This is a genomic window from Segatella hominis, from assembly GCF_004535825.1.
Classification (GTDB): domain Bacteria; phylum Bacteroidota; class Bacteroidia; order Bacteroidales; family Bacteroidaceae; genus Prevotella; species Prevotella hominis.
On sequence record NZ_SGVY01000012.1, the window covers coordinates 32,661 to 58,989 of the forward strand.

The 26,329-nt window shown below is 41.0% G+C and carries 19 protein-coding genes and 1 pseudogene; 7 read left to right on the top strand and 13 right to left on the bottom strand.

Annotated elements, in window-relative coordinates:
• Positions 1-30 precede the first annotated feature (30 nt).
• The 4 genes from EXN75_RS06195 to dut are packed head-to-tail and all read right to left on the bottom strand — an operon-like array spanning position 31 to position 5,070.
• Entirely contained in the window at positions 31-1,803 is a 1,773-nt protein-coding gene (locus tag EXN75_RS06195) for a murein hydrolase activator EnvC family protein (protein ID WP_118118092.1), read from the bottom strand.
• Entirely contained in the window at positions 1,803-2,714 is a 912-nt protein-coding gene (locus EXN75_RS06200) for a DUF4292 domain-containing protein (RefSeq protein ID WP_118118090.1), read from the bottom strand. Before EXN75_RS06200 ends, EXN75_RS06195 begins: the two co-directional genes overlap by 1 nt.
• Entirely contained in the window at positions 2,698-4,578 is a 1,881-nt protein-coding gene (locus tag EXN75_RS06205) for a tetratricopeptide repeat protein (protein WP_233524690.1), read from the bottom strand. The genes EXN75_RS06200 and EXN75_RS06205 overlap by 17 nt, the downstream gene beginning before the upstream one ends.
• A 54-nt stretch (positions 4,579-4,632) precedes the next feature.
• A complete protein-coding gene (dut, locus tag EXN75_RS06210; RefSeq protein ID WP_118118089.1) occupies positions 4,633-5,070 on the bottom strand; it encodes a dUTP diphosphatase in 438 nt (145 codons plus the stop codon).
• Between the two features lie 179 nt (positions 5,071-5,249).
• Between dut and EXN75_RS06215 the strand changes: the two genes are divergently transcribed.
• Positions 5,250-6,587 (top strand): deoxyguanosinetriphosphate triphosphohydrolase, encoded by a 1,338-nt coding sequence (locus EXN75_RS06215; protein WP_134843172.1) that lies wholly within the window; start codon positions 5,250-5,252, stop codon positions 6,585-6,587.
• Positions 6,588-7,289: 702 nt separating this feature from the next.
• On the opposite strand, the pseudogene EXN75_RS06220 reads toward EXN75_RS06215, so the two are convergent.
• The 9 genes and pseudogenes from EXN75_RS06220 to EXN75_RS06260 form a co-directional block, all read right to left on the bottom strand.
• A pseudogene (locus EXN75_RS06220) lies at positions 7,290-7,409 on the bottom strand (hemolysin); the annotation flags it as partial.
• 438 nt (positions 7,410-7,847) lie between these two features.
• Positions 7,848-8,210, bottom strand: coding sequence for a hypothetical protein (locus tag EXN75_RS06225; protein WP_118118450.1), 363 nt, complete (start codon positions 8,208-8,210; stop codon positions 7,848-7,850).
• A 28-nt stretch (positions 8,211-8,238) separates the two neighbouring features.
• On the bottom strand, positions 8,239-8,607 hold the full coding sequence (locus tag EXN75_RS06230) for a hypothetical protein (RefSeq protein WP_134843173.1): 369 nt from the start codon (positions 8,605-8,607) through the stop codon (positions 8,239-8,241).
• Between the two features lie 11 nt (positions 8,608-8,618).
• Positions 8,619-14,711 carry an FG-GAP-like repeat-containing protein gene (locus EXN75_RS06235; protein WP_134843174.1) on the bottom strand — a complete coding sequence of 2,031 codons (6,093 nt, stop codon included), beginning with the start codon at positions 14,709-14,711 and terminating at the stop codon, positions 8,619-8,621.
• Positions 14,712-14,715: 4 nt separating this feature from the next.
• Complete coding sequence (locus EXN75_RS06240; RefSeq protein WP_134843175.1) at positions 14,716-15,141, bottom strand: T9SS type A sorting domain-containing protein; 426 nt, start codon at positions 15,139-15,141, stop codon at positions 14,716-14,718.
• A gap of 14 nt (positions 15,142-15,155) precedes the next feature.
• A complete protein-coding gene (locus tag EXN75_RS06245) occupies positions 15,156-15,509 on the bottom strand; it encodes a hypothetical protein (RefSeq protein WP_134843176.1) in 354 nt (117 codons plus the stop codon).
• Between the two features lie 111 nt (positions 15,510-15,620).
• A complete protein-coding gene (locus EXN75_RS06250; protein WP_134843177.1) occupies positions 15,621-17,045 on the bottom strand; it encodes a tetratricopeptide repeat protein in 1,425 nt (474 codons plus the stop codon).
• A gap of 205 nt (positions 17,046-17,250) precedes the next feature.
• The gene (locus tag EXN75_RS06255; protein ID WP_134843178.1) at positions 17,251-18,246 is read right to left on the bottom strand and encodes a GNAT family N-acetyltransferase; all 996 of its coding nucleotides are present in this window, start codon (positions 18,244-18,246) and stop codon (positions 17,251-17,253) included.
• Positions 18,247-18,264: 18 nt separating this feature from the next.
• Positions 18,265-19,092 (bottom strand): acyltransferase, encoded by an 828-nt coding sequence (locus tag EXN75_RS06260; protein ID WP_022110212.1) that lies wholly within the window; start codon positions 19,090-19,092, stop codon positions 18,265-18,267.
• A gap of 294 nt (positions 19,093-19,386) precedes the next feature.
• Between EXN75_RS06260 and mraZ the strand changes: the two genes are divergently transcribed.
• The 6 genes from mraZ to mraY all read left to right on the top strand — a co-directional run bounded on the left by mraZ (position 19,387) and on the right by mraY (position 26,315).
• The gene (gene mraZ / locus EXN75_RS06265; protein ID WP_022110211.1) at positions 19,387-19,842 is read left to right on the top strand and encodes a division/cell wall cluster transcriptional repressor MraZ; all 456 of its coding nucleotides are present in this window, start codon (positions 19,387-19,389) and stop codon (positions 19,840-19,842) included.
• A 12-nt stretch (positions 19,843-19,854) separates the two neighbouring features.
• Complete coding sequence (gene rsmH / locus EXN75_RS06270) at positions 19,855-20,769, top strand: 16S rRNA (cytosine(1402)-N(4))-methyltransferase RsmH (protein WP_134843179.1); 915 nt, start codon at positions 19,855-19,857, stop codon at positions 20,767-20,769.
• A complete protein-coding gene (locus EXN75_RS06275) occupies positions 20,766-21,260 on the top strand; it encodes an FtsL-like putative cell division protein (protein WP_370453529.1) in 495 nt (164 codons plus the stop codon). The genes rsmH and EXN75_RS06275 overlap by 4 nt, the downstream gene beginning before the upstream one ends.
• Entirely contained in the window at positions 21,257-23,413 is a 2,157-nt protein-coding gene (locus EXN75_RS06280; protein WP_118118464.1) for a penicillin-binding protein, read from the top strand. The genes EXN75_RS06275 and EXN75_RS06280 overlap by 4 nt, the downstream gene beginning before the upstream one ends.
• 120 nt (positions 23,414-23,533) lie before the next feature.
• Positions 23,534-24,997, top strand: a complete 1,464-nt coding sequence (locus EXN75_RS06285; RefSeq protein ID WP_134843180.1) for a UDP-N-acetylmuramoyl-L-alanyl-D-glutamate--2,6-diaminopimelate ligase — start codon at positions 23,534-23,536, stop codon at positions 24,995-24,997.
• Positions 24,998-25,046: 49 nt separating this feature from the next.
• On the top strand, positions 25,047-26,315 hold the full coding sequence (mraY, locus tag EXN75_RS06290; protein WP_118118468.1) for a phospho-N-acetylmuramoyl-pentapeptide-transferase: 1,269 nt from the start codon (positions 25,047-25,049) through the stop codon (positions 26,313-26,315).
• Positions 26,316-26,329 lie beyond the last annotated feature (14 nt).

A 26,329-nucleotide genomic window follows, 5' to 3' on the forward strand; every position in this document is an offset into this window, starting at 1 on the left:
TGCAATTCGTTAGCCGCCACCCTATATTTTCTATCTTCCAAGCCAAGCTTCAGGATTCAGTTTTGCCGTTTCCTTACGCAACTGGAATTGGAGAATATGATCAGATCCTACAGCACCTAAAGCCTGACGAGCCGAAACTCGCTGTCCCTTATGAACGCTGACAGATTTCAAGTTACAATAGACAGAGATATAAGCACCATGACGAACAAGGACATTCCACATTCCTCCATATCCGAAGACAGCACTAACCTCACCATCATAAATGCTACGAGCCACACAACCAGGTTTACCTAAGATATTGATACCCTTATTATCCAGTGTGACGCCCTTTAAGCCTTCTACATTATATTGTCCGAAATGACTCACAATGCGATAACTGCCGCTAATCGGCATCGGCAAGCGACCACGATTAGACTCGAAACCACCACTCAACATACGGTCAACCGTACTCAGGGTAGCCGCTTCCTGCGCATCCTGTTTAGCCTCAGCAATTTCCTTCTTACTGCGCTCAGCATCAGCTTTAGCCTTCAACTCGGCAGCCTTACGATTAGCCTCAGCCTCACGGGCAGCCTGTTCAGCAGCAGCTTGTTTGGCAGCCTGTTCGGCAGCAGCTCTGGCAGCAGCTTCTGCAGCAGCACGAGCAGCAGCCTGAGCCTTTGCCTTTGCTTTAGCCTCAGCTTGTCGGGCAGCTTCCTCTTGAGCTTTCTTTGCAGCCTCCTGTGCCAATCTTGCTTCTTCAGCAGCCTTACGTCTTGCAGCCTCAGCAGCAGCTTCGCGTGCTTTTGCCTCAGCAATTCGTCGGGCATTTTCACGAGCAGCAGCTTCTGCAGCAGCTTTTTTACGAGCCAATTCTGCAGCTCGTTTTTTGGCTGCAGCAGCTGCAGCAGCCTTGCGTTTAGCCTCAGCTGCAGCACGGGCACGGGCTTTTGCAACTTCCTGTGCTATCAACCGATCAATCTGAGCATTGATGGCAGCATCCTTCTTGCGCTGGTCTGCAATAACAGCCTGAATAGTCTTCTGTTGCTTTTGAAGTCCCTGAACTACCACTTTCTGTTCCTGCTGTTTTCCTTCCAGTACAGTCTTCTCCTGTTTTCCTTTATACAACAGATTATTCTTATGACCCTTGACCGTCTGTAGTTGTCTGTGCTTGTCATTCACCTGGTTTTGTTTCGCCTTAACAGCTTCACCCTGAGCTTTTTGGAAAGCAGAATATTGACGGATGAAAGACAGGCGGCGATACATCTGAGACAAACTCTTGGCACTAAAAATAAACATCAGCTTCTCCTGTACCGAATGATGACGGCTCATATATCTCATCGAGCGGATATACTTGTTTTTACGGTCCTGCAACTGCTGTTCCAAGGTCTTGAGCTGGGCATTCAAAATACCGATATTGCCCTCAATATGCTGAATATCCTTCTGGATGCCTTCAATATTCTTCTGTCGCTGATCTATCTCACCATTGATAGCCATCAGGTCTTGCAAGCGTTTCTTCACATCCTCCTTATTCCTACGAAGAGCCAGTTCCTGCTCCCTGATTTTCTTTTGGATATTGGCACGCTGCCCCTGCAATCCTCTGATAGAAGCATTGCTATAAGTAGCAGCCTTTCTCTCTGCTTGAGAAGGGGTAGCATGAGTTGTTTTCCTGGCAACCGGCTTTCTTCTTACAACTTTCTTTTGAGGAGTCTTACGATCTGCCTTTTTGTGAGCAGTTACGGTCGCTTTCTTCCTCGTAGTTTTATGTTGCGCAAAAGGAGAAAGCGTAAAAGAAAGTGCTAATATGAATAATAATATACGTCTCATTACATATTCATGATTTTACTGAGGACATCCTCAGGAGATACCTTTTTATATTTATCTGACACCTTAGTCTCTGCCTCCCAATTACTATCTGTCTTTACCGCATTCATATCAATGTAAATCTGCATTTCTTTGTCAGATTTCGCCAAATCGGTCATAAACTTCAGTTTCAGAGAGGCTGGGAATTGTTTTACTCCTACATTCTTAAAATTGCTATAGTCTATATGAAGCACCGAATTGCTGTTGGCTGTCTTATACTTCACATCAGACTGTAAGATACGACCTGTATTACGGTCAGCACCCCAGGCGTAGGTCATGTTCCCCTGTTTGAAAGTAACTGGCACCACATCGCCGGCAGCATCCAAGTCGGCATCAAATTTCTTCAAGTCTGATTCAGAAACTCTCTGGTTACCAGGCAACAAGAGTTGATTCCAGAACAAGGCTTGCAAGGAATAGAAATTAACTCCCTGTTTCTTCAGGAAATCCACTTGATTGTAATCCGCCTTGATATATTCCTTGTGCAAACGGTCGATAATCAGCACATAGTCTGGAGTGAATTCCAGTCTGCCAACCTCTGTACCTAAGATAGGAATAAAAAGTTGGATACGAATCACCTGGTCCTTTCTCATGCGAAGAGCACCTGGCACAGAAATGTCCTTGCTGCCCATCTGAAGACTGAACGACATATTGCCAACAATATTCTTAGAATAGACCTGATTGTCAGAAACTTTCTGCACGAAGGCCAATTTCTTTAACGCTTCACTCTGATGTCCGCGACTGGAATTTGCATTCTGGGACTGGGAAGTAGAAGTCGAACCATTCCCTTCTACAACCTTCTTGGTACCACATGCACCCAGTAAAAGCGGCAGACAAAGAGCTATCACTTTGACGAAGTTTTTATTTTTTCTTTCCATTTCTCAATTTATTATTCTTTTTCGCACCACTTCGACTTTGAGATTTGCGATCAGGAGTTACAGTCGAACCACCTGTCATTCTCTTGATTTCTTCCTCCGTGATGTATCTTTTATTCTTAATTTTCGTCATGATACCTTCCGATTTATTGCCAGCATCATACGACTGTTTCCAAAACTTCAGAGCTTCTTCTGTTAGTCCATTCATAGCATAAATATCCCCAGCATGCTCGATGACGGTATTGTTGTTCTGAGTCGAATCCAGATTGGCAATAGCCTGGTCGATATAGATTTTTGCCTCATGATAACGCTCTTCCATGAAGAGAATCCAGGCATAGGTATCCAGATAAGTACCATTTTTCGGTTCCGCCTTGATGGTCTTAAAACTCATCTGCTCCGCCTTGTGCAACTCTTTTCCCTTCAAGCTGATATAATAAGCATAGTTATTGAGCGCAGCCACATTATCATCCTTCCATTGCAAACAGGAATCATAGGCAGCAAACGACTCATCTTCCAAGCCTTTCTTGTTCAAGATATCTCCCATAATCATATACAGGTCAGATACCAAGGCAGGTGAACTCTTTTCATTTATCTGTGCCAATCCCTTTCGGAAAGTCACGAGAGTAGCATCATCATCCCCTTTCATATAATGCGCCATTCCTCCAAAATAATAGAATACCATCTCATCAGGATTGTATGCCTGAGCCTGGTTGGTCATGTCAATAACCTCATCATATTTCTTTTGTTCCCATAGACTTTGTACCAGTTGCAAACGGGCACTCGCATGATCGGGAGCAATCGTCAGAACTTTCTGGAAAGCAGCATCTACAGAATCCTGCGGCATCTTCTTCAAGTCCATATAAGCAGCTCTCAGTTCTGCCAATTCACCAGAAGGTTTAGGCACATTGAGTATCTTCGTGAAGAGATTCAAGACCTCAGTCGAATCACCGCCATTACGTTCATTCTCCTGAATAAAAGAACGAATCATCACGATTTTTGTTTCCAATTCCGTATTTTTTCCCAGCAAGATACGGTCCAGCATCTGTCGTGCCTGTTCTTTCTGACCAGTAGCATTGTAATAATCATATAGCGAAGACTCCGCATAGGCATTGTCAGGTTCCTCCTTGAGAACATCCGTAAAGAGCTTATATGCTTCCTTTTGTCTGTCGTGCTGCATCAGCCAGTTACCCAACATCGTCTTATAGACCATATCAAGAGGGTGCTTATCAGAAAGGCTTTCCAATTCCCGATAAGCAGCTTTGCTATCCCCCATCATTTCATAGACACGCATTTTAGACAGGGTAAACTGCTCACTCTCGCCCTCTTCCTTTTCTAATCGGGCAATCGTAGAAAGCATTTTTTGGAAATCATTCTTCTGCTGATAAAGCTGGAGAAGAATGCGCAAAGCATCCGTATTATCATGATTATGCGCATAAATCAGCTCATACGAATCTATCGCTTTGTCATACTGTTGATTGCCAATATAGTACTGCGCCAGTCGCTCCGGATAGGTCTGGTTTTCAGGATTAAGACTAACAGCCTTTTCCAGACAGGCTAAAGCGATGGAGTCCTTTTTCATTTGTGAGTAATACACCGACTGGAAATAATACACCTCAGCCGCATGGGGATTGATGGCACGGGCATGCTCCAACAAGTCGAAGGCAGCACTATAGTTGCCTGCACCTTGTTGGCGAATGGCCTCCAGGAAGAAGTAATCAAAGCGTTTCTTATCATTTGCAGGAATTGTATCCTGTTCAGCAGCAACAGCTTTAATTTGCTTTTTCTTACGCGCCAAAGATGGCAAAGTGGCAGTTCCGAGCAACAGAGCCACCATTCCCAAAGCTATATATTTAGCACTAATCTTCACGTTAATCGTTTCCTCTTAAAAAATATTGATTTAACACCAGAATACCTTATATTCTTATTTGACTCCAGTATGTCCATATCCGCCTTCGCCACGTTCAGTTTCATCAAGACTTTCCACCTCAACGAATTCCCCTTGTTCGTGCTTGGCAATAACCATTTGTGCAATACGCTCCCCCTCATTTATAACGAAATCTTCCTGAGAGAAATTGATGAGCAATACCATGATTTCACCACGATAGTCTGCATCGATTGTTCCAGGAGTATTGAGCACGGTAATGCCATGCTTCAGAGCAAGACCGCTGCGAGGGCGAATCTGCGCCTCCAATCCTGCAGGCAAAGCCATATAAAGTCCTGTAGGCACAAGTCTTCTCTCCATGGGATGGAGTACGATAGGCTCGTCAAAGTTAGCACGCAAGTCCATGCCCGCACTCTGAGGTGTGGCGTATGTTGGCAGAGGCTGGCGCCCCTTGTTGATAATCTGGATTTTAATCATAATTACACTTTTAAATATTTCAAGTTGCTTGGCTTTTTAAAGTAAAGCACAGCATAGATTGTGCAAAAATACTGCTTTTTGAGCACAATAAGGAATTTTTGAAAGAAAAATGCAAGATTTTAAACAAAAATAAGTGCTTTTTATTTTGCATTATGCAAATAAAGGTGTATTTTTGCGTCATGGAATGGAAAAAACTCATATCAAACAAGCGTTTCGGACAAGAGCATAAGCATGCCGAGCGCCATGACGATCGCTCTGAATTCAAGCGCGATTACGACCGCCTTATTTTCTCCTCAGCTTTCCGTCGCTTGCAAAACAAGACGCAGGTATTCCCTCTGCCAGGTAGCATCTTCGTGCACAACCGCCTCACCCATAGTCTGGAAGTGGCGAGTGTAGGAATGTCGCTTGGCAACGATATTTCCCGCCGCATCATAGAGAAACGTCCTGAATTAAAAGACACTCTTTTCGAGGAAATCGGCACCATTGTGAGTGCAGCCTGTCTTGCCCACGACTTAGGCAATCCTCCATTCGGCCATTCAGGCGAGAAAGCCATCCAGACCTTTTTTACTGAAGGAGCAGGACTTGCTGTTAAAGACAAGGTTAGCAAGAAGTTTTGGGACGACATTACCCATTTTGAGGGAAATGCCAACGCCTTCCGCATCCTTACTCATTGTTTTAAGGGAAGACGTCAGGGCGGTTTTGTGATGACCTATTCCATGCTTGCTTCCATCGTGAAATATCCATTTGCCAGCAGTCTGGCTGGAAGTCACGGCAAGTTCGGTTTTTTCACTTCCGAGACAGAATCGTATCAGAGAATCGCGGAAGAATTGGGCATTACCTGTTTTTCCCAACCTGGCGAACCACTCAAGTATGCCCGTCATCCCTTAGTATATATGGTAGAGGCTGCAGACGACATCTGCTACGAAATCATGGATATTGAGGATTCCCACAAGTTGAAAATCCTATCATTCAAGGAAACAGAAGAGTTGCTTTTAGCTTTCTTTGATGAGGACACCCAGCGCAGGATTCGACAGCGAATAATCGACGAAGGGGTAACCGATGAAAACGAAAAGGTGGTTTATATGCGAGCCAGCGTTATCGGCAGACTGGAGAACGAATGCGTCAAGACTTTCATCAAGCATGAGGACGAAATACTTGCCGGTACTTTCCAGGGGAGCCTCATCGACCATATTGCAGAGCAACAACGCAATGCCTACAAGCAATGCGAAAAGATTTCCTTTGCCAAGATTTACCACAGCAAACCAGTACTTGACATAGAACTGTCTGGTTATAAAATTATGGCTACGCTGATGGAGGTGTTTATTGATGCCGCCATCAACCCGACCCGTTTCTATTCCCAGCAACTCATCCGCCGTGTAAGCAGCCAATACGACATCAACAATCCCGATTTGGAAGAGCGCATCATGGCCGTGATAGATTACATCAGCGGCATGACAGATATCTACGCATTAGACATCTATCAGAAAATCAATGGTATCAGTTTGCCGATTGTGTAATCCGGAAGGTAATCGAAAATTTGAAGAGCGAAACGAGAAAAACCCATCACCCTTCATCAATATATCATAAGCACCTGACATCCAAGCGGTTACAAGGAAAATAACTTAAAATCACCCTTCACCCTAAGATCTCCTGTGTTTATCGGCATTTCAGGAGAAAAGATGAAGGGTGAAGGATAAAATCGCATTCCGATTTTAAATTTTCTTTGCTGTAAAGATTTTTCCAAAACCCACCACATACATTTTATATAAATACCGCTACTAACATTTCCTATAATAAGGAAACAAGAGAACAGAATGCCAAGCAGATATTCTTGTTTCGTCAAGATAGTAAAATGCCTAAGAAAGGGCACTATTGCGCCAAGGTAAGGGCACCTTTGTGCTCGGGTAAAAGCACAATTGTGCCCCCGAAAAGCACAAAGGTGCACAAGTCAGACGCCACCCGTAAACCCGAAACACAGATTTCTATCTATCAGAGATACGAGTTGTAAACAAGTCATTTGTACTTAGGGAATAAGCAATATAGATTTCTGTAAGATGGTAGTTATCAATTCCCTTCTCTGCCCTGGTATATTTTTCTCCCTGCCCACGCAAGAATTTTTCCGTGGGCAGGGAAAAATAAAAGTGGGTACAGAGACAAAAAAAACGCTCCCACTTCCTCACCTATTCAAGAAGAGGAAATGGGAGCACAAAATATTATGGTTAATTGTCTTTTTCTTTATAAATAACATTGTTAGCTCCACTCGTAATCTTAAGAGTTTCTGGATGTTCTTGGATAAACGTATTGATGTGGCGCACACGCTTTTCTTCCAAGATTTCATCTCCTTTGAAATACAAATGAGCCTTAATAGTATCAATATCCTGACGAATCAGCAAGATTTCTAAAGAACCTTTTTTCTTCACAATTCTATCACCAATATGATACTTTTGATCTAAATCCCAAGAAGAAGAAAACTTACAGAAATTCGTTTCATTAAATTTATTCTTTCCCATAAAATTAAAGCCACGGTATTCTTCACACGTTTCTATACGAAAATCACACTCCTTGGGAAGTTCTGTCTCTATAAGTTGCTTTTTTTTATTCGCATCTGTATCAGACAAATGGAACTCAAAAAAGAACCAAGCCATTCCAAGCAGAAGAACAGAAACAACTTTAAATATATTTTTAAAATCATCCATAATTTAAAAATTAAATATATAAGGATTTTCTACAACGCCACCATGAAGTCCATACCCAAAGTCAAAGGCATGGAGAGTAGCTTATTCATTTAGATTTAACGACACGACACCATTTGATTTTACAACACGAAGGACACTATCTCCTGAGATTTTACAAATACTATCACCTACGGAATAAACACCTTTAAGATTCCAAACTTTTGGAATCTTAAAGGTTACTCGTTTTCCTTCTCGTGTCACGCCATAAAAATTGTAAAATGAATTTTCATTAGCATCCAAAATTTTAAAATCATAATGCATTGACACACAATATTCCTTTACATCATCATCCATAACATATTGTTTGTGTGAAAAACGGAACATCACATAACCAAGCAATACACAGCCGACAACGATGTTCAATCCATTCAATATTATTGATATTTTTTTTCTTAGCTGTTTCATAAATTACTCCAATCTAAAACCTTAACAATTATATTCCTTCACCATGTACTTTTAATGGCAATTTAATAACTGTGTCTGTTTTTATCAAATAAAGTTCTTTTTCACCTGCCAGTTTATGAATACTATCCCCTTCTGTACATACGTTTTCAAGACTCCAATTACGAGGTAATTTGTACCTGACAACACGCCCTTCTTTTGTTCTACCCTCAAAATTATAATATCGGTCACTATAAAACGACATTACTTTAAAGTCATACTGCAAAGGTAAACAGTTATCTAACACATCTTTGTCAATATCTTCATTCCTAGAAGGCAAAATAAAGAAATAAAAATAGAAGAACAACAATCCGCCAACTAAACAACCTACAATTTTAATTATATTTTTTAAATCTTCCATAGCCAATGTTATTAATAATGTACAAGATATTGTGTTGTTGAGAAGTTACCATGGACACCGACACCAGGTCCAATACCTATACCATATGATTTGTATTGGGCACTTGTTGGAAGACCAAGCCAATCAACACCAACACCATAATCCAAAGAACCCACTCCCAAATTCACGCCAGCATTATACCCTTGTCCTTCCAAAGCCGACAAAGACAAAGGCATATCACCCTTATTGACATACATATTGACATTTAAAGACGAAGAGATATTAAATCCCCAAGAAGTGATATCAACACCTTTATCATAATTTATATAAGGATACAATTTACCAGGTCCCATCATCAAGCCAACATCCCCTCCTAGATGAAACGAACCTATTTGAACAGTTCCACCGACACTCATACTTATCGCATCAGGATTCCACATTCTATAAGGACCAGAAGATGCTCCACTACCAACTCCTAACAACCAATACCCAAATGTTTTACGATAGCTTAAATTATCTGCGACACACACAACTGGAGGTAATTTTCTCTCAATAGTTATTATTTTTCCAGCTTTTCCGTTATGATTTAAAGAGCCTATATTAAAACCAATTCCAAAGCCATCCATGAAATTGCCCCCTGTTGCCAAAGATCCAATGCCACCACCTATTGAAGCGGCCGCCAAAACTCCTTCTGCCCCAAAACGAAGAGACTGAGCACCTGACCCCATCAGTGACGCTGCTGTTCCACTCGCCGCACCAGTAAAGAAATTATCACCATTTATCCAATTTAATGTTCCAGAAGTTAGACCATGAGCACCTGCACGCAATAATTCGTGACCAAAGGTACCCATACTATGTCCAAACAAGGAACCTACCCCATAACTTGCCAATGATGACAAACCACCTACCAAGGCTCCACTCCAAGGCGATTTTCCAGATTTATTTGCCAATATAGCATTTGATGTTGCACCAAAAAACGCAAATGCCCATATTGCATCATCTATACCAAACAAATTGCCACTTGGGTCAATATACTTTAACGGATTATTCAAGCAATAGCTATAACGATTGAAGTTCTGGCTGTTATCTGGCATTTGGACATAGTTGTCCGGACTCAAAAAACGACCGAGTACAGGGTCATACAAACGACCATTCATGTTGATGATGTCAAAATCATTCAACATCTCATGACCACAATAGCCACGATACAAGCCTATTGAATCTTTCGTGACGGTCTGCTTGCCCCAGGCATCATAAGAAGCCTCATACACGAGGTTCTCATCTGTGTCGTAAGCTTTGACAATACTGCCCAAATTGTCCTTGACCAAGAAATAGCACTTAAAATCGCCACCATTATCCCGAATGTAAATGGAACGGTCGCCCAGATAGTAAATCTCATGAGTTCCTGTCGAGTCTGTTGTTTTCTCATAATCGTCAAAGTATATTCGAGTACTTGCCATCTGATTATTACGAGACAAAGTAGAAATCCAACGTTCTTGGTCTGGTCCATACTCCACTTCTAAAGACTGCAAGGTATTGCCGTCTTCAATACGCTCAACCTTACCCAATTCATTGAATTGGGTTGTCAAGCTTGCATGAGGTATCAAGCCTATTGGATTTTCTACGTTCATCACTGCATGAGGTTTTAGTCCATATTCATAAGTACCAACGTTGGTCTTGTACAAAATATTGCCATCCGCTGAATATTTAACATTCATTATCGTGGAATCGTCTTGAGAAACAGAGACGAGTCTGTCCAGCTTGTCATAAGCAAAAGTTTCCTTTTCAGGTCTCATACCGGTACGAGACATAAGGTTGTCTGTATTGGCATCATAAGACAAGTTCATGTCGAAAAGTTCTTTACCTGTCAACGGATTCTTGACGTTTATATTAGAGAGCTTACCACGCTCGTCCAGGGTAGAATCATACTGCATTTTACCATCGTTTACAGTTACTTTTTGTACATATCCATCGTCTTTTGCCAAAAAATATACAATATTTCTATTAGTCATAATCCTTCTCAACAAGCCTGCCTCATAGTCATAATACACAACTAACCCACCAGGATATGTTTTTGTCAACAGCCTATTAGAGGAGTCGTAGGAATAATTGTACTCATAAGACCCCTTATTACCAATCGTTCTCCTTTTGGTTATCATTCTCCCATATTCATCATACTCATAAGATTCTTTTTTATCACCTTGCGTAATACTTTTTAGTTGCATACGGTCTGAACTTCCACCATATTGATAAGTCGTAACGATGCCACCTACATTAATAGAGGACAAGCGTCCAAACTCGTCATATGCGTAATTAGTAACCACACCTCTTGCATCTGTTGTAGATAGAACTTTATCGTCTGCCGTATATTTTGACAGTATGGTTCCAGCATTAGGATCGTCCAACCGAAGTCTATTGCCAACATCATCATAGCCCATTTTTATGGAGACTTTTCCTATACTTACATTTTCAGGCTTTCCTACTGAGCTATAGGTAAAAAAGACCGTGTTTAAAGGATCTTCTATGTAATTGAGATTACCCCAGGCATCCCACGATTTCGTATATGTTTTTTCTGCTACCCGAGTCGTCACTGTTTTTGGACAATAAGAATAAGATATGCTCTTTGAATTGTTTATTTCAGAAACTACCCGACCTCTTGCATCATAGTTCTTTGTGTCCTTGATACAATTTTCTCCTTTCTGTTGAGTCTCCTCAATCAAGAGTCCTTTCTTATCATAGCTGTAGGCCTTTTTGAATGGAGTACCCAAAAGACCATAGTAACTACTCTCTACTGTCCTTCCCAGGCTATCATACCAAGTTGTAACAGCAGGCATATCAGTTTCTTCTTCTACAACAGCATACCTGCGTTCTTTTGAGTTACCCCATTTTTTTGTTACCGTTTTTATTACGCCAGTTGGTGCCTCTGTACGTATCACATTGCCCCAATTATCCAAAGTGTAAGTTGTTACTAATGGATGGTTCTCGTTTGTTAAATCCGTTCGAGAAGTAATATTACCCCAATTATCGACCGAATAACATATCGTTGTAAAAGAAGGAACGCTATACTCCTTTACAAGGAATCTACCAGTCGAATCATATTTGTATTTTTTTTGAACAGAAGAAACCTTATCACCTACTTGTCGCATGGAAACAATGTTTCCAAACTTATCTCGTTCGTAATGGGTGGTCAAGATTGATTGACCATGTCTTTCCTTAAGCACAATTTGTCCATAGTCATCATATCCCCAAAAGGTTCTTATAAACGTCTCTTCATTACTATCAGCATGCATTTTGCTCTCTATCATCTCTGTTGGAAGATAAACTCTACCTATTTTAACATAGCTATCATATCTGGTTAACTTATACATACTGTCATTTCTATAATTTGTCTTTTGAGACATCAAATAACCATACTGCGTATTGTAAACATACTCAGAATAAGTATAATCATCATCCAAATCCGTATTATCTTGACGGGACATATATGAGAAATAAGTATGGTTCAATGGAACTACGGTATTAGTGGAATTTGTATATGCGCAATCCTCTCCCACCAGAGTGCGTACTCTCGTTTTTGTGGGTGTCCAATATATAGAATCCCATTTTTCAACGATATTTTCGACTGTTTCGCCTGTTGTTTCATTCTTGGCAATCAATTTATCAAAGCCTAACATGCCCTTGCCCAACACATGCACTTTCAAATTACCATATTGATAATTAATGACATTACCATTGGACTGCATACTCCTTACAACAGAAAGAGGAACAGAGACATGAAGAACAGGATACGAACTCGAATTTGAAGTTGAAAGTCCATAATTATTTAAAGTAGCAAGGTTTACTGACCTATCCAACAAAGATGCATAATTTAACGTACTCTCGTTCCCTAAGCCATCCACAATCTTGCATATTTTCCCAGAAGCTACATTGAGATTAGTATTACAATACATTCTCAACTTAACCACATCGGAAGGATTTGCATCATAAATATTCTTGCCATAGTTGAGAACTTGAGTATGTCCATTCCCCGTGAAATCACCTGCTATAACATATCCATTACGTGCATCATCCTCATTATTAGTTAGTACTGTCTTATCCAACACCAAATTGTTACCATTAGAACGCAACCATTCCATTCTAGTCTCCCTATAAGTATAATGCTTTGTATGAAAAATTCCGCCATGATAACCATAGTCCGTCTTTGCTGCCAACAAATCCATCTTTCCATCACCATCCATATCAAAAGTCAAGAAAGAGAACCGTTCATCATCCTGCCCGGTCTTTTTATCTACCATATCAAGTTTTATGGCATACTTCGTTTCAAATGTTCCATTTCCCTTATTCAAGGCGAAATATGTATCACCGCTTTTTTCTGCATAAATAAAATCCACCAAGCCATCACCGTCAAAGTCACCTTGTTCTATACGCCATTTTTCCGAGATGGTATTCGAACTATACTTATGGTTGTCATCAAATAATGTTCGCAGATTTCTACCTCCTTGATTATAAAAGACAGTATAACCATCTTGATAGAGAACCAAAAGGTCTGCCAAGCCATCATTATTGTAGTCGCCAACAAAAAGACGCTTAGGCTGCTGTGGCAAACTTAAAGTAAAATCAGTTGTTTCAAAGTTTGTGCCAGAAGCCAACTTGTCAAAGAAGCCAGCATACTTTCCGTTCTTTCCGTCCACTTCTAAACCTATGAATTCATCCTTTCCATCTTTGTCTGCATCAAAGGAAATAAAAAGAGGCATCCCCTCGCTTACCTTTAGATTGAAAGCATGCCCTATAGGATCCGTTTGACCATATTTATAATACCTGGCAAATACCGTAGCAGGCACACCCTTAGCACTGTTTATTGACGGTGAAGCCATCTCGTTGATGCCATCTCCATCAATGTCCATGAGCAAACTGGAGCTATTGCTGCCTATCCATTTCGTAGAGAAATTAGGACCTAAATTGTAGGATTTTGAAAGACCAAAACGCAACGTTCCATCCTTGTTAGGATTAGCCAAATAATAAGTTGCATATACACTTCTATTACTCTCATCTGTTACATCTGTAAATTCTATGACATCACATAAACCGTCACCATTTACATCCCCACTATAGAATATTCTGGAATTTATATTTCTTGTACGCAGAAATTGAATCTCTGGCAAGTTCATCTTATAACTAACATTAGGAAGACCTTTCCAAGTTATCTGAATCGGATTCAAAGCCTCTCCCTTGCCATTTTTCTCTATTACTTGTGTTAATCGAGAGTACTTAACACCAGAAGCATCCAGCGTAGAGTCATATACGCACTCATACTTACGAAACACCTGGTTGTTAGTCTCTGTGGTTATGTTTTTTAGCCGCACAAGAATAGCATCCTCCGTACCACCCATATTAAACTTAGCGGTATTCTTATTTTTTATATTCTCATAAGTAAAACGAATTGTGCTAGTCACTCCTCCCTCCATTCCATAGGAAACTGAAGAAGGATAAATGGACAAGGAACGTTTTGAGTAATAGATACGCATAAATCTGTGCTGGGTGTCAGAGACATAAGTCAAATACCATGCATTCACTGGATTGTCTGATAAATTATCTATCGTTTGTCTAGAATCAGACCATTTTCCATAACAATAATCAAGGCCGTCATTGGTTTTCAGTTCCAGCCAGCCTTCGTTGACATGAAAAATCACCTTGGAAAAAGGCTCACCTTCCGGAACATACACTGCTTCACCTTGTTCAACAGATTGATAAATCAACCGTTTACCATCCAAGAAATAAGCATCGTCATTTGCATATTTAACCCCAGATGCCGTTCCATCATGATATATATCCTTACAACCACGCGTAATCACAGACAAGCCCGAGACATTACAACCATAGCCAACATACCCATAACCAGATTGACTATTATACACCAAAGACAAATTAGGTGTCATCTTGCCATAACCTTTCGGGCAGCTAATAGGGATTGTATAAGTCGCTGCTCCCGTTGCAGAAACTTCCAATACACCCTTTGGAGTACCAACACTCTTGCTTGTAGATATGTTATCCGCAAACACAAATGAAAATTGCATCAACACCAACAGCATTGTCAGTACTGAATGAAAAAGTATTCTTTGTTTCATGATATTATTCCTTTATAATTTTCCAACTACTAGAATACTCACCTATGTTTATACGAAGCACATAGATGCCACTGGCACTAAAACTAATGTCAACATCAGCCCTATTGTTCGCTATAGGACAAGACGTAATTTTTGCCCCTGAAAGTGAATAAACAGCAATATTCCCAGCTACTTGTTCCTTATTATTCAGCAACTCAACATGTAGTACTCCCTTTGTTGGATTGGGAGAAATCTTAATTTGCCTATCTGAAACCATATCAGAATACGAAACAGATCGTTTTTTAGCATTACTCTGAGATTGACACATAATAATTTCTCTTTTTACTCGATTTCCTGCCTCATCATAGCTAAAGCCTATCTTATTTTGGGCACTAAATTCCAAACTACAAGATAGAAAAGAAAATAATAATAATTTATTTTTTAATTTCATAAGCCTTACAAAATTTAGTACAATATACCCACTAAATCAATATCATTATAGCTCACCTCAACAATGGTTCCATCGGTTGGAACAACAACATCATTTTCAGAACTATATACAATTGTCTGAGAAAGAACATTACCTTCCTCATCCTTAATTGTAATCGTCATCATTAACTCAACTTCTGCATTTATATGCAAAATATCATTCTCTTGATAGAGACTCACAAGTTCCTTAGCAGGAACACGATGTGGTCTATGGGTGCTAAACCACCCATTTGCCGTTGGTCTCATAACGACACGTCTTCCGTTCATATTTGAAGCACCAACACTCATAAATAGCCCTAACGCTAAAAATAACAAAAATACTTTTTTCATACTTTTTAATATTAAAACATTCAATGCCGCAAAAGTATAAAAAAACAGAGAAAATTCATCAAACCAGTATTCGCATTAAGATTCACATTTCAAAACCTCCGATTTCATCGACTAAATCAGTTCCAAGAAATCATCCAAATCTTCTGCTTTTCCTTTATTAGAAGTTATCTTTTCATAGAGCCGCTGTTTTGTCGTTGATATTGTAGAAGGAGCTTTACTAGTCAATATTGCTATCTTTGATGTTGGCATTTTAATTTTGACTAACAGACATACATGAAACTGCTGACTATACAGTTTATTGCAACTATATAATTTATCCTTAAATTTAGGATAAGACTGTTCTACTTCCATCTCCAACTTCCCCCATTCTTCATCTGTTAAATGTTTGTTTTTTGTTAAGTAATAATTCCATTTAGTTGACATAAAACCTTTCTTACTTGAAGTTTTTCCCAAAGCCATGAGTTTCCAATCTTTGATTTTATTCTGAAGCTTCAACTTTTTTACAAGACTCAATTCCCAATAAAAGGAAAATGAGAAAAATATTATTACAACACTAACTATTAGCGCCAACAACTCTAACTGTTTATTTTTATTTTGTATTTCCAATTCAGCCACTTTCTCGATTTGATAAGCGTAATCAAACAATGCCTTACCTTTAGCTGCTTGTTCGTCAGCATCTATCCGCTTCAAAGAATCCGATAGTTCAAAGTACTCTGTTACATATTTATTTGCCTCTTGAACATTCAATTGGTTGCCATCTATACATATTAATCTCCTTAAAATTTCAAGTCTGAAAGTTCTTTCAGAAATCGGCAATATTTTATGGAACAAAGATGCAGCCAAACTATCATCACCTTTCATCTGATGATAAACCGCTTTTACATATATCTCCTCGGCATCGCATGTGCTTGACATCGAATTTACTAAAGACATATATTTTACTACCGAATCTGAATTATTATCTATATAGCAATTTGATATTTGAAGATATATTTCACGTTCCAACTCCTTGTCTTTGAGCTCTTTCGCTAGGGGTATTGCTCGATTATAAACAAACAGAGCACTATCCATATAACCCAAATAATCATAAGAAAGCCCGATGTCCCTCAAATCATACAATAAACCTTTTTTATCTTTCATTATACTATCGCAACGGTAGGATTCTTTGAAAAAAGAAATAGCTAAGCTAAGATTTTCTTCATGTCCAAAGATTTCTCCTAACTGTGCATTGGTTAAGCCTCGTAGCTTTATATCCTCATTCTCATCCAACAGAGCGACGACTTTTCGAAAACTTCTTAAAGCAGATGGATAATTTCCCATATCGCTTTGTTTCCTTCCCAACAAATAATACGCTTTTGCCAACAATGGGTAATCATCATTGGTTTTATAAAAATCCACCAATGTACTAATACTATCTAAGTTTCCTAAAGGCATATACAATTTATCCTTCGCCATCATCTTTAACAAACGAAGATACATAACGTCTTCCGTTTTTGTAGTATCCATGTTACTCGCAATAGAATCCAATTTTGCCAAAGCTATTTGGGGATTCGAACAAATCAAACAATCCGTCTCTACCAAGACCTTAGGATATCGATGCCTGCAGGCACTTAGTGTTATCAGCAAGAGAAATGTTAGTAAAAATAGAATAATTCTACTTTTCATATTACATAAGAACAAAAAAACGCTCCCACTTCCTCACCTATTCAAGAAGAGGAAATGGGAGCACAAAATATCATGGTTAATTGTCTTTTTCTTTATAAATAACATTGTTAGCTCCACTCGTAATCTTAAGAGCTTCAGGATGTTCTTGGATAAACGTATTGATGTGGCGCACACGCTTTTCTTCCAAGATTTCATCAACGGCAATCAAGATGCCGGTCTCCTCCACATCACCAAAACCATAGTTGATGGCTGTGCCGAAGAGCTTCATCGTAGGACTCAAATTCATGTAGGCATTAACCAACGGAGGAATGTTGAAACCAAGTTTACGCACCTCGCTATTCAAAATACGATAGTCTGCCTTGAAATCAGACTCTGTAAAGATAGCAGCCAACTCAGATTCTGGAGTTTCCAGTCGAAGAGGTTTCATCGGAATAACCAGGTTTTCCTTATCATCAAAATGCTTCTTGAGGAAGTAGAGAATCATGTCGCGACCTCGACGGATGTAGGAAGGATACATCGTCATCTTGCCAAAGAAATACTTGAGTTCAGGATAAAGAACCGTCAAGGCTCCCAAACCATCCCATAGATTATCTAAAGCAAAGATACTTTTCGAATTCTTGCGCACATTCTGATAATCAAGAGAAACAAATGAGCGACCCAATTCTGCCGTATAAGGCATATACTCCTTTAAAAATTTATCAGAAAAGTGGAACATGTGACTTGTAGCCAATATAGGCTGTCCGTTCTCACCCAATTTCCAGTCCTTTCCCAACAAATAGCGATAACCACCGATAATCTCATCAGCCTCGGGATTCCAGACAATGAGTTGCTTATAGCAATTCTCTCCGAAATCAAACTCATCCAAGTCCATCGACTTTCCAGAACCACCACCAGCGGTACGGAAAGCAATCTCACGCAAGCGGCCGATTTCCTTCAGTACATTAGGAGAATCATTAGCCGTTACAATATAGATTTCGTTATGACTTTTATTAGTCATACGAAGTTGCTTGTCGGGAGTTAACTCACTCTTCAGCAAGGCTTTGTCTATTGGTTGTATAATCTCTTCTTCCATTTTCTTTTTATAGAAATCCTATAATTCGTAAACTTTATCTTCTACATACTGCGCCCACTCTGTAGCCGTTTTACTTTTATCAAAAGTTTGCCACGGAATCGGCTTTCCTATTGCTATTCTGAAATGCTTGCCCACATTCTTGTACATCTCATCTACCAGAAACATCATGGCGAGATTGAACGGCAGATGCTTGTCACTAAATCTGGCAATACGATAGAAACGTTCTGAGTTCTGACCGCCGAAATGAATCGGCACGACATCTCTCTGATATTCAACACTCTTAGAAATGAAAGTCTTTTTCCAAGGGATGTCATGAATCGTACCATCATCACGCTTGCGACTATTAAGTCCTGCAGGAAACATCAACATGTGATTTTTGCTCTGGAAACCAGCCTCTACCATACGAGGGAAGTCACGACTGTTACGTCCGGTTTTGTTGATACCGATGCTCACAGGTTTCAAACCAGGAAGATTGAGCAGGAGATCATTCACCAGATAACGGAAATTACCATCATAATGCTGTCCGATGATGGAACCCAAAGCCACTCCATCCTGACCACCTAAAGGGTGATTAGAAACAAAAGTATAGAGCTTGCCATCATTCTTGTCAGGCAAGTTTTCTGCTCCTACAATTTCAATATCCATCTTCAGATATTTCACACACTCAGTCAGCCACTCCGTACCCGACAGATGGCGACTTTCCCATAAGAACTTATTAACCTCGTCTTCGTGAACGAGTTTCTTGAGCCAAGACACGACAAATCCAGGCACAAATTTAGCCTTTGCACCCATCTTGCCTTTCAGTATCCTATCTATGTCGATTGTCTTTTCTATTGCTTCACTCATTTCATTATTCAGCTAAACTACCTGCAAAAATAACTCAACTTTTTTAAATACGTGCCATTTTTGCGAAAAAAAATCAAAAAACACATAAATTTAGTTGGAAAAAGGCAGTTTTCTCTTTATTTTTGCCCACTTTAATACGTTTTTCCTCGCATCAAAGTACACTTACGAAACAAGCTCGTTTCCCCACACAATCAACTTTTTTATTAAGTTTTTAAAAATTTGTGGGGAAAAGTGGGGGAATATGGGGAAAAATGTGTACCTTTGAACCCGAATTCTTTTATATAAGATGTACGTATGCGTTTTTTAGGCAACATAGAGGCTAAAACTGACGCGAAGGGACGTGCCTTCCTGCCAGCTTCTTTCCGCAAGATTCTACAAGTTTCTGGCGAGGAAAACCTTGTCCTCAGAAAAGACGTCTTTCAGCCCTGCCTGGTCGTTTATCCAGAATCCGTATGGAATGAACTGCTGGACCAGTTGAGAAAGAAACTCAACCGATGGAATGCCAAGGAACAGCAGATATACAGAACTTTCATAGCAGACGCCATTTTGCTGACGCTCGATGGCAACGGACGTTTTTTGATTCCGAAGAGACTGCTCAAACAGGCTGACATAGAACAGAGCATCCGCTTCGTCGGCATGGGAGATACCATAGAAATCTGGAAAAACGAGGAAGAAGGAGAAACCTTCATGGAACAGGAAGAGTTCAGTAAGGCATTACAGGAAGTAATGTCATTTAATAACGAAGATTAAGCTACAAGAGAGATGGTAAAGACAGCAGAAACATATCATGTGCCGGTACTTCTCAACGAGAGTATAGATGGCCTAAATATACAACCAGGTGGCATCTACGTGGATGTTACCTTTGGAGGTGGTGGACACTCTAAGGAAATCCTTGCCAGAATCAACGGCAACGGTCATCTCTACAGTTTCGACCAAGATGCTGATGCAGAAAGAAATGTTGTGGCCAATAAAGACTTCACCTTTGTATGTTCCAACTTCAGATATTTGAAAAACTGGATGAGATACTATGGTGTGGACGGAATCGATGGTCTGCTCGCAGACTTAGGTGTTTCCAGTCATCATTTTGATGACGAGACACGTGGCTTTTCTTTCAGATACGATTCCCCACTCGACATGAGAATGAACAAGAGAGCTGGAAAAACTGCTGCAGACATTGTGAATGACTATGAAGAAAGCAGGCTGGCAGATATTTTCTATCTCTATGGAGAACTAAAGAATTCCCGACGTATCGCCTCTGCTCTCGTCAAAGCCAGAACAGAAAAAAGGATAGAGACTACTACCGACTTCATCAAGGCAGTAGAGCCGCTTTTCAAGAGAGAACGGGAGAAGAAAGATATGGCTAAGCTCTTCCAGGCGCTCCGCATCGAAGTAAACCACGAAATGGATGCACTCAAGGAAATGCTGAAGTCTGCTACAGAAATATTGAAACCTGGTGGAAGACTTTCCGTCATCACTTACCACTCTCTGGAAGACAGAATCGTCAAGAACGTCATGAAATCAGGCAATTCCGAGGGAAAAATCACACAAGACTTCTTCGGCAGAATAGAGACACCGTTTAAACTTATCAACAATAAGGTAATCGTCCCTAACGCTGAAGAGCTGGAAAGAAACCCAAGAAGCAGAAGTGCCAAACTTAGAATCGCAGAAAAGAAATGATGGAAGACAATAAAGAAGACAAGTCCAAGCTGGAGGCCGAAGAAGATAAGTCCAAGCAGGAACTGAAGGAAGACAAGACTAAAGGCGAGCCGAGGGAAAACAACGATAAACTTGAACTGAAACAAGTTATCGCAGAACAGGCGATAGAGGGTGAAGCTCCCCTATCTTCCAACTTCTCGCTACGTAAAATCCTTGGTGGTGACATCCTGACTGCGCGCATCATACGACGGCAGATATGGTTAGTCATCCTGGTCGTTTTTTTCGTCATCATTTACATATCCAACAGATATAGTATTCAAAAAGACTTGATAGAAATAGACCAATTGCAAAAAGAACTACAGGATGCTAAATACAAAGCACTTTCCAGCAGTAGCCAGATAACAGAGAAGAGTCGTGAAAGCAACGTATTAGAAATGCTCAAAAACAATAAAGACAGCGTTCTGCACATTGCCACACAACCTCCATATATAATAAATGTACCCGAACAATGAGCAAGTTTGATGCAAAAAAAGTGATGCCCAGATATCGTGCCATTTCATTTGGCCTGATTTTCTTTGCCGTATTAGTAGTCGGCAAGTCACTATATATCATGACTGCCAAGCGCGACTACTGGATGAAGGTAGCCAGCAGACAGAAGAAAGACTCGGTGACCGTTAAGCCTAACCGAGGAAATATCCTGAGCTGTACAGGACAACTCCTTGCCAGTTCCTTGCCTGAGTTCAAGGTATTCATGGACTTTGTTGCCCTCAGCGAGGCAAAAGGAGACTCCTTATGGAACGTCAAGGAAGATTCCATCTGCGATGGACTTCATAAAATATTCCCAGACAAGAGTGCAGCAGAGTTTAAGGCTCACCTGGAAGAAGGAAAAGCCAAGAAGAAGAGGCATTGGGTGATCTACAACGAGCGTATCAACTACAATACCTTCACGGAAGTGAAAGATTTGCCTCTCTTCAGACTTGGAACCAACAAGAGTGGATTCCATTGGGAGGAATACAATGCCCGTAAACGTTCGTATGGTTCGCTGGCTGGCAGAACTATCGGAGCGATGTTCGGTGCTAAAGATACGGCGAGATTCGGACTGGAATTGTCGTACGACTCCATTCTTCGCGGTACCAATGGTATTGTACACAGAAGAAAAGTTCGCAACAAGTTCCTTGACATTACCGATACTCCACCTATTGATGGTGCAGATATCGTAACCACAATTGATGTCGGCATGCAAGACCTTGCAGAACGTTCGGTCATTAACGAGTTGAAGGAAATCAACGGAAACGTAGGCGTAGCCATCGTGATGGATGTGAAGACTGGCGACATCAAAGCCATTGTAAACATGGAAAAATGCTTTGATGGCGAATACCGAGAAATCCACAACCATGCTGTCAGCGACTTGCTAGAACCAGGTTCGGTATTCAAGACCGCCTCGTTACTGGTGGCTCTCGATGACGGCGTGGTTGACACGACTTACTCTGTAGAGACCGGCGGAGGTGTATGGCCGATGTACGGACGAGACATGAAAGACCATAACTGGCGAAAGGGAGGATATGGAAGACTTACTTTTGCCCAGACATTATGGTACAGTTCAAACATCGGCGTGAGCAGAATCATCGATGATCATTATCGCAACAACCCTGAAAAGTTTGTAAAAGGCATACATCGTATAGGTCTGGCGGATGATTTAAAAATTCCACTTGTAGGTGCAACACCGGCAAGAATCCGAATGCCTCACAAAAACAGTCATGGACAGTACGACAACTGGAGTAAGACGGCTTTGCCATGGATGAGTATCGGCTACGAGACGCAAGTTCCGCCTATCTCTACGCTCACGTTCTACAACGCAATCGCCAACAACGGCAAGATGATGAGACCCCGTTTTGTAACGAAGGTTGTCAAGGATGGAGAAACAATCATGGAATTTCCACCGGAAGTTCTCCATGAGCGTATAGCCAAGGAGCAAAGCATCAAGAAGATACAGACCATCCTTGAGCAGGTGGTCAGTATCGGATTGGGAAAGAAAGCAGGTTCACCTAACTTCCTCGTTGCAGGAAAGACCGGAACTGCCCAAATGTCTAAAGGTGCTGGCGGTTATAAATCAGGTGGCGTCAACTACCTCCTGAGTTTTGCCGGTTATTTCCCTGCAGACAACCCACGCTACAGTTGCATCGTCTGCATACAGAAATCAGGACTTCCTGCATCAGGTGGCGGAATGAGTGGTAAGGTCTTCCATGAAATCTCAGAAGGTATCATGGCTCAAAGTCTGAAACTGGATGTAAAAGATGCACAAGACTCTGCATCAGTCATCATACCAGATGTTAAGAACGGAAACATACTGGCTGCTGACTACGTCCTGACCCATCTCGGTATAAAGACCAATACCAACTGGAGCGGAAGTTACCTGACAGGAAATCCAATTTGGGGAAAAGCCGAAAAAGTTGGCAACCGTTATGTGAAACTTGAAAAGCAAAAGCAATATGGTAAGGGAACGGTACCAGACATCATCGGTATGGGAGCCCGAGATGCAGTATTCATGATGGAAAGCAGAGGCATAAAAACCAGGTTGTACGGAAGAGGAAAAGTTACCAAACAATCCCTCATGGCGGGCAAACCGGTTAAGCAAGGTGCCTTCTGTGTCATCACACTTGAGTGATGAGCACAGATTACATCTTACTGCTACATTTTGCAGCAAAACGCTAAAGTCAATATAATAAGGTATATGATATACCTATTTAATATATATAATAGTAACATATAAAAAAAGAAACGATATATGAAGTTACAAGAATTGCTCAAAAACATCAAACCGATCCAAATAATCGGAGATGCAGAAATCGAAGTCACAGGAGTGAACATCGACTCTCGAAAGATTAAGGATGGTCATCTCTTTGTTGCAATGAAGGGAACACAAGTAGATGGACACAAATTTATCCCAAAGGCCATTGAGCTTGGGGCTAAATCCATATTGTGTGAAGATTTACCTCAGGAACCTGTTGAAGGGGTTACCTATATTCAAGTAGCTTCTACAGAAGATGCAGTCGGAAAAGCTGCTACCATCTTCTATGGCGACCCATCCAGAAAATTGAAACTTGTAGGTGTCACCGGTACAAACGGAAAGACGACCATCGCCACCTTATTATATAATATGTTCAGAAAGTTCGGTCATAAATGCGGTCTTCTTTCTACAGTATGCAACTATATTGAAGACGAGGCAATACCAGCAGACCACACCACACCTGACCCGATAGAACTGAATGAACTTCTTGGGAAAATGGTAGAGGCAGGATGCGAATATGCATTCATGGAATGTTCTTCTCATGCTATTGCACAAAAGCGTATCGGCGGTTTGAATTTCGCAGGCGGTATCTTTACCAATCTGACCCGTGACCATCTCGACTATCACAAGACATTCGAGAACTACCGTAATGCCAAGAAAGCATTCTTCGATGGTCTTCCAAAGACAGCTTTCGCCATTACGAATGCTGACGACAAGAACGGCATGATTATGGTACAGAACTGCAAGGCAACTATCAAAACCTACTCTACCAGAAGCATGGCAGACTTCAAGGCAAGAATTCTGGAATGCCATTTCGGAGGTATGTATCTTGAGGTAGATGGCAGAGAAGTTGGGGTGCAGTTTATTGGCAAATTCAACGTAAGCAACCTGCTTGCCGTATATGGCGCAGCCATTATGCTGGGAAAACAGCCAGAAGATATACTCGTAGTAATGAGCACTTTGCATAGTGTCAACGGTCGTTTGGAACCAATCCAATCACCAGAAGGCTATACCGCAATCGTTGACTATGCACATACTCCAGACGCATTGGAGAATGTGCTCAATGCTATCCACGAGGTACTGGACGGCAAGGGAGGTGAAGTCATCACCGTATGCGGAGCTGGCGGTAACCGAGACAAGGGTAAGCGTCCTCTCATGGCACAGGAGGCAGTAAAGCAGAGCGACAAAGTGATCATCACCAGTGACAATCCACGTTTCGAGGAGCCACAGGACATCATCAACGATATGCTTGCAGGTCTGAATGCGCAACAGATGAAGAAAGTCATTAGCATTGTAGATCGCAAGGAAGCGATTCGTACAGCTTGCATGATGGCCAAGAAGGGCGATGTAATCCTCGTTGCAGGAAAGGGTCACGAAGATTATCAGGAAATTAAGGGCGTAAAGCATCATTTCGATGATAAGGAAGTAATACGTGATATATTTGGAATCAGCCAAAAATAATCTGAGGAATCAAATAGAAAAGAAGAAACTTTAAAAGAAAAATAAGAAAATGTTATACTATCTCTTTAGATTTCTGGAGCAATGGGGTATCTCTGGCTCTCACATGTGGGGATACATTTCATTCCGCGCGCTGCTGGCTCTGATTGTATCATTGATCATCTCTGCCTGGTTTGGCGAAAAGTTCATCAAGTTCCTCAAGAGTAAGCAAATCACAGAAACACAGCGTGATGCGAGCATTGACCCATTCGGAGTCAAGAAAATCGGTGTTCCTTCCATGGGAGGTGTCATCATCATCATGGCCATTCTGATTCCTGTGATTCTGTTGGGCCGTCTGCGCAACATCTATCTCATCCTGATGATTATTACCACCGTCTGGTTGGGATTCCTTGGAGGCATGGATGATTTCATCAAGATTTTCAAGAAAGACAAGGAAGGATTAAAAGGAAGATATAAAATCGTAGGTCAGGTAGGTATTGGACTTATCGTTGGACTTGTGCTATGGGCTTCTCCGGATGTGAAGATGAACGAAAACTTAGCCATTGAGCGTCAGGGACAGGAAACCGTGGTCAAGCATCGTACAGAAGCTACAAAATCTCTGAAGACTACCATTCCTTTCATCAAGGGGCACAACCTGGACTATTCCAACATCACAAGTTTCTGTGGTAAATACAAGACTGCTGCCGGTTGGATACTGTTCGTCATCATGACTATTTTCGTGGTTACAGCCGTTTCAAATGGCGCCAACCTCAATGACGGAATGGATGGTATGTGTGCAGGAAATTCAGCAATTATAGGTGTGGCATTAGGCATTTTGGCATACGTTTCGTCACATATCCAATTTGCCGCCTACCTCAACATCATGTATATTCCGGGTTCAGAGGAACTGGTAGTTTTCTTCTGCGCATTCATTGGAGCGCTCATCGGTTTCCTATGGTACAACGCCTACCCTGCTCAAGTATTCATGGGCGATACCGGTTCGCTGACCATCGGTGGAATTATCGCTGTAGGTGCCATCATCATCCACAAGGAATTGATGTTACCTATCCTCTGCGGTATCTTCTTTGTAGAAAGTCTGAGTGTTATCGTTCAGGTATATTACTACAAGCTCGGAAAGCGAAAAGGAGTAAAACAACGCATCTTCAAGCGCACTCCTATACACGACAACTTCCGTACGCAGGAAAGCCAACTGGACCCAGAATGCAAGTATCTTCTCAAGAAGCCAAAGGGTGCATTCCATGAGTCTAAGATTACGATCCGCTTCTGGATTGTTACCATTATTCTGGCCGCATTGACCATCATAACTCTGAAGATTAGATAAACTGGCAGTAATTG

Bases quoted from the DNA above. Each gene is read 5' to 3' on its own strand.
- EXN75_RS06215 (WP_134843172.1), top strand. From the start codon at position 5,250: ATGGAATGGAAAAAACTCATATCAAACAAGCGTTTCGGACAAGAGCAT.
- EXN75_RS06195 (WP_118118092.1), bottom strand. From the start codon at position 1,803: ATGAGACGTATATTATTATTCATATTAGCACTTTCTTTTACGCTTTCT.
- rsmH (WP_134843179.1), top strand. From the start codon at position 19,855: ATGGTAAAGACAGCAGAAACATATCATGTGCCGGTACTTCTCAACGAG.
- EXN75_RS06280 (WP_118118464.1), top strand. From the start codon at position 21,257: ATGAGCAAGTTTGATGCAAAAAAAGTGATGCCCAGATATCGTGCCATT.
- EXN75_RS06200 (WP_118118090.1), bottom strand. From the start codon at position 2,714: ATGGAAAGAAAAAATAAAAACTTCGTCAAAGTGATAGCTCTTTGTCTG.
- mraZ (WP_022110211.1), top strand. From the start codon at position 19,387: ATGCGTTTTTTAGGCAACATAGAGGCTAAAACTGACGCGAAGGGACGT.
- EXN75_RS06275 (WP_370453529.1), top strand. From the start codon at position 20,766: ATGATGGAAGACAATAAAGAAGACAAGTCCAAGCTGGAGGCCGAAGAA.
- EXN75_RS06255 (WP_134843178.1), bottom strand. From the start codon at position 18,246: ATGGAAGAAGAGATTATACAACCAATAGACAAAGCCTTGCTGAAGAGT.
- EXN75_RS06235 (WP_134843174.1), bottom strand. From the start codon at position 14,711: ATGAAACAAAGAATACTTTTTCATTCAGTACTGACAATGCTGTTGGTG.
- dut (WP_118118089.1), bottom strand. From the start codon at position 5,070: ATGATTAAAATCCAGATTATCAACAAGGGGCGCCAGCCTCTGCCAACA.
- EXN75_RS06240 (WP_134843175.1), bottom strand. From the start codon at position 15,141: ATGAAATTAAAAAATAAATTATTATTATTTTCTTTTCTATCTTGTAGT.
- mraY (WP_118118468.1), top strand. From the start codon at position 25,047: ATGTTATACTATCTCTTTAGATTTCTGGAGCAATGGGGTATCTCTGGC.
- EXN75_RS06245 (WP_134843176.1), bottom strand. From the start codon at position 15,509: ATGAAAAAAGTATTTTTGTTATTTTTAGCGTTAGGGCTATTTATGAGT.
- EXN75_RS06230 (WP_134843173.1), bottom strand. From the start codon at position 8,607: ATGGAAGATTTAAAAAATATAATTAAAATTGTAGGTTGTTTAGTTGGC.
- EXN75_RS06260 (WP_022110212.1), bottom strand. From the start codon at position 19,092: ATGAGTGAAGCAATAGAAAAGACAATCGACATAGATAGGATACTGAAA.
- EXN75_RS06225 (WP_118118450.1), bottom strand. From the start codon at position 8,210: ATGAAACAGCTAAGAAAAAAAATATCAATAATATTGAATGGATTGAAC.
- EXN75_RS06285 (WP_134843180.1), top strand. From the start codon at position 23,534: ATGAAGTTACAAGAATTGCTCAAAAACATCAAACCGATCCAAATAATC.